At 61.6% G+C, this 6,608-nt stretch carries 8 protein-coding genes; 2 read left to right on the plus strand and 6 right to left on the minus strand.

Annotated elements, in window-relative coordinates:
• The 3 genes from ACFFAR_RS20970 to ACFFAR_RS20980 all read right to left on the minus strand — a co-directional run.
• Positions 1–1,180, minus strand: a 1,180-nt coding sequence (locus ACFFAR_RS20970; protein ID WP_375508386.1) for an Hsp70 family protein, incomplete at its 3' end; no start/stop codon positions are given.
• Complete coding sequence (locus ACFFAR_RS20975; RefSeq protein ID WP_086381583.1) at positions 1,177–1,749, minus strand: DUF2760 domain-containing protein; 573 nt, start codon at positions 1,747–1,749, stop codon at positions 1,177–1,179. The genes ACFFAR_RS20970 and ACFFAR_RS20975, both read right to left, overlap by 4 nt.
• A 288-nt stretch (positions 1,750–2,037) precedes the next feature.
• On the minus strand, positions 2,038–2,439 hold the full coding sequence (locus ACFFAR_RS20980; RefSeq protein WP_174364852.1) for a GFA family protein: 402 nt from the start codon (positions 2,437–2,439) through the stop codon (positions 2,038–2,040).
• 250 nt (positions 2,440–2,689) lie between these two features.
• Between ACFFAR_RS20980 and ACFFAR_RS20985 the strand changes: the two genes are divergently transcribed.
• The gene (locus ACFFAR_RS20985; protein WP_375508387.1) at positions 2,690–3,517 is read left to right on the plus strand and encodes an AraC family transcriptional regulator; all 828 of its coding nucleotides are present in this window, start codon (positions 2,690–2,692) and stop codon (positions 3,515–3,517) included.
• Between the two features lie 22 nt (positions 3,518–3,539).
• Here ACFFAR_RS20985 and ACFFAR_RS20990 read toward each other — a convergent pair whose 3' ends face one another.
• The 3 genes from ACFFAR_RS20990 to ACFFAR_RS21000 form a co-directional block, all read right to left on the minus strand.
• The gene (locus ACFFAR_RS20990; RefSeq protein ID WP_174364851.1) at positions 3,540–4,127 is read right to left on the minus strand and encodes a LysE family transporter; all 588 of its coding nucleotides are present in this window, start codon (positions 4,125–4,127) and stop codon (positions 3,540–3,542) included.
• 123 nt (positions 4,128–4,250) lie between these two features.
• Positions 4,251–4,679 (minus strand): cupin domain-containing protein, encoded by a 429-nt coding sequence (locus tag ACFFAR_RS20995; protein WP_174364850.1) that lies wholly within the window; start codon positions 4,677–4,679, stop codon positions 4,251–4,253.
• Positions 4,680–4,822: 143 nt separating this feature from the next.
• Positions 4,823–5,779 (minus strand): NADP-dependent oxidoreductase, encoded by a 957-nt coding sequence (locus tag ACFFAR_RS21000; protein WP_375508388.1) that lies wholly within the window; start codon positions 5,777–5,779, stop codon positions 4,823–4,825.
• Positions 5,780–6,146: 367 nt separating this feature from the next.
• Between ACFFAR_RS21000 and ACFFAR_RS21005 the strand changes: the two genes are divergently transcribed.
• A partial coding sequence (locus tag ACFFAR_RS21005; RefSeq protein ID WP_375508389.1) for a 2Fe-2S iron-sulfur cluster-binding protein occupies positions 6,147–6,608 on the plus strand: 462 nt, incomplete at its 3' end.

Consider the following 6,608-nt stretch of genomic DNA (forward strand, 5'->3'; position numbering starts at 1 on the left):
GCAGGCCTTCGATCTCATTGAGCGCGTTGACCTGACGGCCCAGGAATGCGGCGAGATGGCGCGGAATGGCGGCGTCCTGCGCATACGGCAGACCGAGTTGCGTAAGGCCCACTCGCGCACGGCTTACCGGCCGGTCGGCGCGGTCGGCTTGCGGGAAGAAGCCGTCCAGAATGGTCTGCGTGAGTTCCGCGCGCGTGAGTTCCGTGCGGATCGAACCGCCGATCAGCTTCGATCCACGGCTTGGCACGACGAGCGGCACGGTTTCCGTGGCGGGATCGGTGAGCAGCGTTTCCTTGGCCGACCGGCACGCGTAAGTGAGCGCGCGAAGTTGCCATGCGTCGGGCTGCGTGCCTTGCGTCGCGAGCTTGCGCGCGACCACGTAGGCGAGCGCGAGGTCCATGTTGTCGCCGCCGAGCAGGATGTGCTCGCCCACTGCGATCCGATGCAACTCGAGATTCCCCTCACGTTCGATCACCGCGATCAGCGAGAAGTCGGTGGTGCCGCCGCCGACATCGACGACAAGGATTACGTCGCCGACCCGGACTTGCTTGCGCCACTGTCCTTGGCTCATCTCGATCCAGCTATAAAGCGCGGCTTGCGGTTCTTCAAGCAGGGTCATGCGGCCATAACCCGCTGCCTCCGCCGCCTCGGCGGTCAGGTCGCGTGCGGCGGGATCGAAGGAGGCGGGAATCGTGACGGTGATTTCCTGCTCGCTGAACGGCGCATCGGGATGGGCGTGGTTCCACGCTTCGCGCAGATGCGTCAGATAGCGCACCGAGCTTTCGAGCGGCGAGACGCGCGTGACTTCGGGCGGCGCGTCGTTGGGCAAAATGGCCGCGCGCCGGTCGACGCCCGGATGGCACAGCCAGCTTTTTGCACTCGATACCAGCCGGATCGGCGTCGCCGCGCCGCGATTTCGCGCCAGTTCGCCGACAGCGAAATCACGCTCGGCGGTCCACGGCAGGTTCAGGTCGCCGGGAGCCAATTCGCTCGGATGCGGCAGATACAGAAACGACGGCAGCAACTCGAGCTCTTCGATCGCCCCTGGCCCGGTGAGCTGCGTGATCGGCAAGACGCTTTGCGTGGTCTTCTCGCCTTCGCTTGCGGTGAGATCGACATACGACAGCGCGCAATGCGTCGTGCCCAGATCGATGCCGATCGAATATCGTGCGTCGCTCATAACTCCACCTCGGCTGGTGCGATCACCGATGCATCGTGGCTTTCCGTCAGCTTCGGCAGGCGCACCTGATCGACTTTCCAGCCGCGATGGCTCAGGTTGCCGCTGAACGGCGCTTGCCCGACCACGTTGCCGGTGAGACGCACGGCGGTGGCATCGAAGCCGTCCTGCAGCGTCACGCGGCTGCCTTCGGCCTCCGTGCGCACCGGGCGAATGCTGAAATGTTCGCGCAGGGTCGTGCGGCAGCCATCGTGCACGAGGCGCGCGGCCGCGCCGATCTCGGCATCGGAATAGGCGGCGACGTCTTCCTCGATGAAATCGATAAAACGCGCATCGCGTTGCAGCAGGCCGAGAAGCTGGAGGGCGGCGTCGGGAGTGGCTTCTTTTATGGTCCGGACGACGGGGGCGGGCGCTGGTGCCGGCGTTGGCGCCGCGGTGGGCGCCGGCGCTACGGTTTCGCCGTTGCGCACGCGGCGCACGCCGGCTGCGACTTCGCGGTCGCCCAAAATGGCGAAGAACGTTCCCACGGCGAGAGAAAACCTGCTGAGGAACGACGCATTCAAATCACTCATAAACGACTCCTGATGTGCTCTTCGACGAACGCGCCGGGACTGGCCGTCCGCGGCTGTCCTTTTACGCCGGCGGGGACAAAGGCCCTGGGTCTGGCGGCGTTTTCCGGTTCGGTAATGTGATTGCAAGCTGCGCACCACCGGCAGATTGCCGGGGCGCGTTGTGACCGCGAAACCCGTATTTTGCCCTGAGGCGGGCATCGGCCGTTCGATGAGCGTAATTTGGGCGACCAAGCCGTCGCCCAGTACCGCAGCTTTCTGGTGTGTTTCCAGCCGCCAATCGCCCGGATTTTAGCGTTGCGACGATTCCGGCAGATCTTCAATGTTCCGCGCCCACGCAAGCGCCGAGCTGCACCAACCTTGCTTTAGCCCGGGGATCCGGGCGCGCTGCGCGATCGCGCCGAGGCGGAGATTGAACTGGGTGGGGTTATCGGCGGCCGAGGCATAGATCGGCGTGCCGCACTCGGCGCAAAAGGCCTGGGCGCGTCGTGAACCGGATTCGGCCGTCTTGATGTAGATCTTCGGCTGGCCGCGCAAGATCCGGAAGTCTTCGGCCGCAGCAGGAACGCTCGCGCGGAAGGGCGCGCCGGAGAGCGTCTGGCAATCGGTGCAATGGCAAACGCCGGCCTTTTGTGGATCGATGATGGCCTCGTAAGCGATTGCACCGCAATGGCAACTACCTTCGACTTTCATCTTTGTCTCCCTGTCCAAGAGGTTTTGATCGCATCGGATTGGGGTTTATCAGCGCTTCATAAGGCGGCCTCCGGCCGCCGATGCGTCGGTTCAGGGAAATGATATGCCGAAGTCGAACGCTCGATTGCTTCGAGAGAGGGCGTAATGATCCACGATAGAATCGTCCGGCGCCGTGGCTGCATGCGCGGCGTTCGTTGCTCATTCATTGCTCAACGACGCATGACTCATCGAAGACCCAGGGGAACTGTCCGTGGCGCCAAGCTCTCTTCGCGTATCGACTCCACGTTTCTGGCGAGACGCCAGGCTGCCGTTCATTGAAGCCCGCGCAATCGACGATGGCCGCAAGATCAGCTACGGCAGGCACGCCCACGAGACGTTCTCGATCGGCGCGGTGAGGGGTGGCGAGAGTATCTATGAGAGCGGGCGCGCGAGTCAGCGCGTGGGACCGGGCGCGGTCGTGCTGATGAATCCGCACGACGTGCACGCGTGCAACCCGCTCGATGACCGGCCATGGTCTTATCGGATGTTGAATATCGATACGGCATGGCTCACGTCCCTCCAGCATGATCTTGGCTTCAGCCACGACGAAGGGTTTCGTGCCTTCTCGACCGCGGCGAGCTGGCAGCCCGAGCTCTACGCCGGGCTGAACCGGCTCTACGCGACGCTGATCGACAAGTTTGCTGACCCGCTGCAAAAGCACAGCGCTGTAATCGAGTTTATCGACGATGCACACCGTTGGCTGAATCCCGCCCCCGCGCAGGCAAAAGATAAGTCTCACAAGCTCGAACGCGCGGTGCAATACATCCGCGCGCATCGCACGCGCTCGCTTTCGCTCGACGAGATCTGCACGGCGGCGCAACTGTCGGCGTCATATCTGATCCGCGCGTTCAAGTCCCGCTACGGAATGACGCCGCACGCGTATCTGGTCAATTGCCGCGTCGAATTCAGTCGCGCCGAGTTGAAACGCGGCCGGCCGATCGCCGAAGTCGCCGCCGACGCCGGTTTCGCCGACCAGGCGCATCTGCATCGGGTATTCCGGCAGCTTGTCGCGGCGACCCCGGGGCAGTATCGCGGCTGATTGCGAAATTGTTTGCAGGCCGCTAGCTTTTCAAAAGGCAGATTGCGCTGACGGCAAGCAGGACGGCCATTGCGCGGTTGAAAACCCGCACGCGCGCCGGCTCATGCAGATGCGGGCGCAGCAATGTTCCCGCTACGGCCCAGCACGAAAGCGATGCAAAGCAGATGCCGAAGAACAGCGCTGTGAAGCGCCAAACCATGAACGTGTCGCCATTTGCCGCATAAGCACCCATTCCCGCTGTCGATGCAAGCCATGCCTTCGGGTTGAGCCATTGCATCGCGGCTCCTGAGGCGGCCGATGCTTTTTCATCGGTTTGATTGGTGGCGAGCCTGCCGTCGTCGCGTGCAAGCTGCCAGGCCATGAACAACAGGTACACGACGCCTGCCCACTGAATGATTTGCATCAGTTGCGGGCAGTGCGCCAGGACCTGATTCAGACCAAGACCAATCAGCAGAAGCAGCACGGTGAAACCAATCGTCGCGCTGGTCACGTGCCGCATTGCAGCGCCGACGCCGCTGCGCACGCTGATGCTGAGTGCAACGAGATTGACCGGGCCGGGCGTGATCGAGCAGACAAGTGCAAACGCGGACATCGATAAGAACTGGTTCATGGGCTTCGGACAAGTCAGACGTGAACGACATCCCGAAGTTAAGTGGTGAACGAGCGCGTGTATTGAATAAAACTGCCCTTTTGCAGGAGCCGAGGTGGGCAAGGCACACCACGGAACGAAGATTCACTTCTTGTCCCAGATGACCAGATTCTTGTCCTTTGTATCGGCGACGAAGATCGCCAGCAATTTTGCCGGCGCGGAAGCGCTCACATTTTCGCTGACGGTGTGATGAACGCCGGGCGCTTCAGTCCAATGCTCGCCGGCGTTATAGACAAGGGACGCGCCATTGCCCAACTGGCTGCGAATCTGGCCCTGGAGTACGTAGCCGACAACAAAGGCCTGCCCATGACGGTGTGGAATGGACTTGGCGCCGGGCGGGTAATCGACGACGATCGCGGAGATAGTCTTGCCGGGCACGTTGGGAAGCGCATCCGCGAACGCAGGCGTGATGGTTTCGCGCACGAGGTTCTCATTCTGCGCGACCGCAGCGGCAGGGATGATTGCCATCGACGCCGCCAACGCCGCGGCCGATACAAGTGTGTTGATCATCATTTGGCGACCTCCAGGTTTTAGGTGAGTTGCGATGCAACAAGGCGAGCCAGTGGCGACTTTCAGTTGGTGCGATATCCTTCGTTAACCTAAATAGTGAAACAGTACGAATTGATGCGGATTTCGTCAGCGGTTCAATGCCGGCGTCACGGAACAAGCACGATTTTCCCCGGCGCATGCTTGCGGCCCTCAAGCATCTCATGAGCTACCCGAGCCTCCGGCAACGGCAGAACTTCACCAACGCGTGTTTTGAGCGCTCCCGTTTCCAGCAACTCGGAAAGCGCGATAAGCGTTGCAGTGTTGACCCTGACCAACATGAAGTTCGCGCTTACTTCAGCCGCCGCTGCCCGCTCGGCATTGGGTTCAGCGGCAGCCGATATCACCTTGCCCCCAGGTTTGACAGTTTCAAAGGAACGGTCAAGCGTCTCCCCGCCGATCAAGTCAATCACGACATCGACGGAGTGCTGGTATTCATCGAATGATTGTTCGCGGGTATCAAACACCTGATCTGCGCCAAGCGACATCACAAGGTCCGCATCCCGGTGCGATGCACTGGCTATAACGAAGGCGCCTGCACGGCGGGTCAGTTGAACGGCAAACGCGCCGACGTTGCCGGCTCCGCCCAATACGAGAACCCGGTCGCCTTTCTTCAGTCGTGCCTGTTCGAAAAGCATCTGCCACGCCGTGACTGCTATGACGGGCACGGACGCCGCTTCCTCGAAGCTCAGCGTGGAAGGTTTGCGCGCGATCATGCCCGCATCCGCAAGCGCGTATTCGGCATATGCACCCGTGAATCTTGGATTGGTCACGCCGAAGACATCGTCTCCTGCCGATAATCCGCTTACCCCTTCTCCTGTGGTCACGACGGTTCCGGCAATGTCCGAACCCAATGTCAGAGGAAGCGGTTGGGGCAAGACGCTGTTGCCCGAGCGGATCCACGCATCCCATGGTCCGACTCCGGCAGCCGCGACACGCAGCAGAACCTGACCTGCCGCAGGGCGCTCGAGCGGAACGTTCCGGTATTGCATTGAACTGATACCGCCGAAACTATCGATCTGGACAGCCTTGAACGCTGCGGGCAGTGCCGATGTCAACGGATCCATGATTCAAAGCTCCAGGCAGAGGGTTCGAAAATCGCGGGAAAGTTGTGCGTTTTAGCCGGTTACGTTCTCGGAATTAGTATAGGTCGCATACTGGAGGCCGAATCGGCATCCTTGCGCCGAGAATCGGTTTGATTAGAGCCGCCTATGACGCGCCTTGGCTGCGAACGCCATCCAGCACGCCAAGGCCCGGGAATTGCTGCGTTCAAAAGCTCGGGTGGCAGTATCGATCAGCCGGTGTGGTTCCACCGTCGGCTCCCGGCGATCGCCCCCGGCCCTGCCAAGCCCCGAGCCGCCCGACATCGGTTCTTGAACGTGACGGCCGGCAGACATCACCCCACGACGTAATCCCTAACTTGAGGGAACAAGCATGCACTTCGTCATCAACGGCAACGAGCTAGAGCTGGAGTTCGACCCGAGGACATCGCTCCTCGATTTGCTGCGTGAGCAGCGTCACCTGTTCGGCGCAAAAAAGGGTTGCAATCAGGGCGCATGTGGCGCGTGCACCGTGCTCGTCAACGGGACACGCATCAACAGTTGCCTCGCGTTGGCGGTGCAGTATTCAGATTGCGAAATCACCACGATTGAAGGACTGGGCGAACCGGGCAAGCTTCACCCGCTGCAGGCCGCCTTCGTCGAACACGATGGTTTCCAGTGTGGCTACTGTACCCCCGGGCAGATCTGCTCGGCGATCGGCATGGTCGAGGAATTGAAGCGCGGCGTGCCAAGCTATGTCAGCGACGACGTGGCTGCGGAGGGCTTCGCACTCACCGACACCGAGCTGCGTGAACGAATGAGTGGCAACCTGTGCCGCTGCGGCGCCTATAACGGC

The sequence above is a fragment of the uncultured Caballeronia sp. genome, assembly GCF_964243625.1.
Taxonomy (GTDB): Bacteria; Pseudomonadota; Gammaproteobacteria; order Burkholderiales; family Burkholderiaceae; genus Caballeronia.

Coding starts and splice junctions, on each gene's coding strand:
- ACFFAR_RS21000 (WP_375508388.1), bottom strand. CDS start 5,779: ATGGATCCGTTGACATCGGCACTGCCCGCAGCGTTCAAGGCTGTCCAG.
- ACFFAR_RS20975 (WP_086381583.1), bottom strand. CDS start 1,749: ATGAGTGATTTGAATGCGTCGTTCCTCAGCAGGTTTTCTCTCGCCGTG.
- ACFFAR_RS20990 (WP_174364851.1), bottom strand. CDS start 4,127: ATGAACCAGTTCTTATCGATGTCCGCGTTTGCACTTGTCTGCTCGATC.
- ACFFAR_RS20980 (WP_174364852.1), bottom strand. CDS start 2,439: ATGAAAGTCGAAGGTAGTTGCCATTGCGGTGCAATCGCTTACGAGGCC.
- ACFFAR_RS20995 (WP_174364850.1), bottom strand. CDS start 4,679: ATGATGATCAACACACTTGTATCGGCCGCGGCGTTGGCGGCGTCGATG.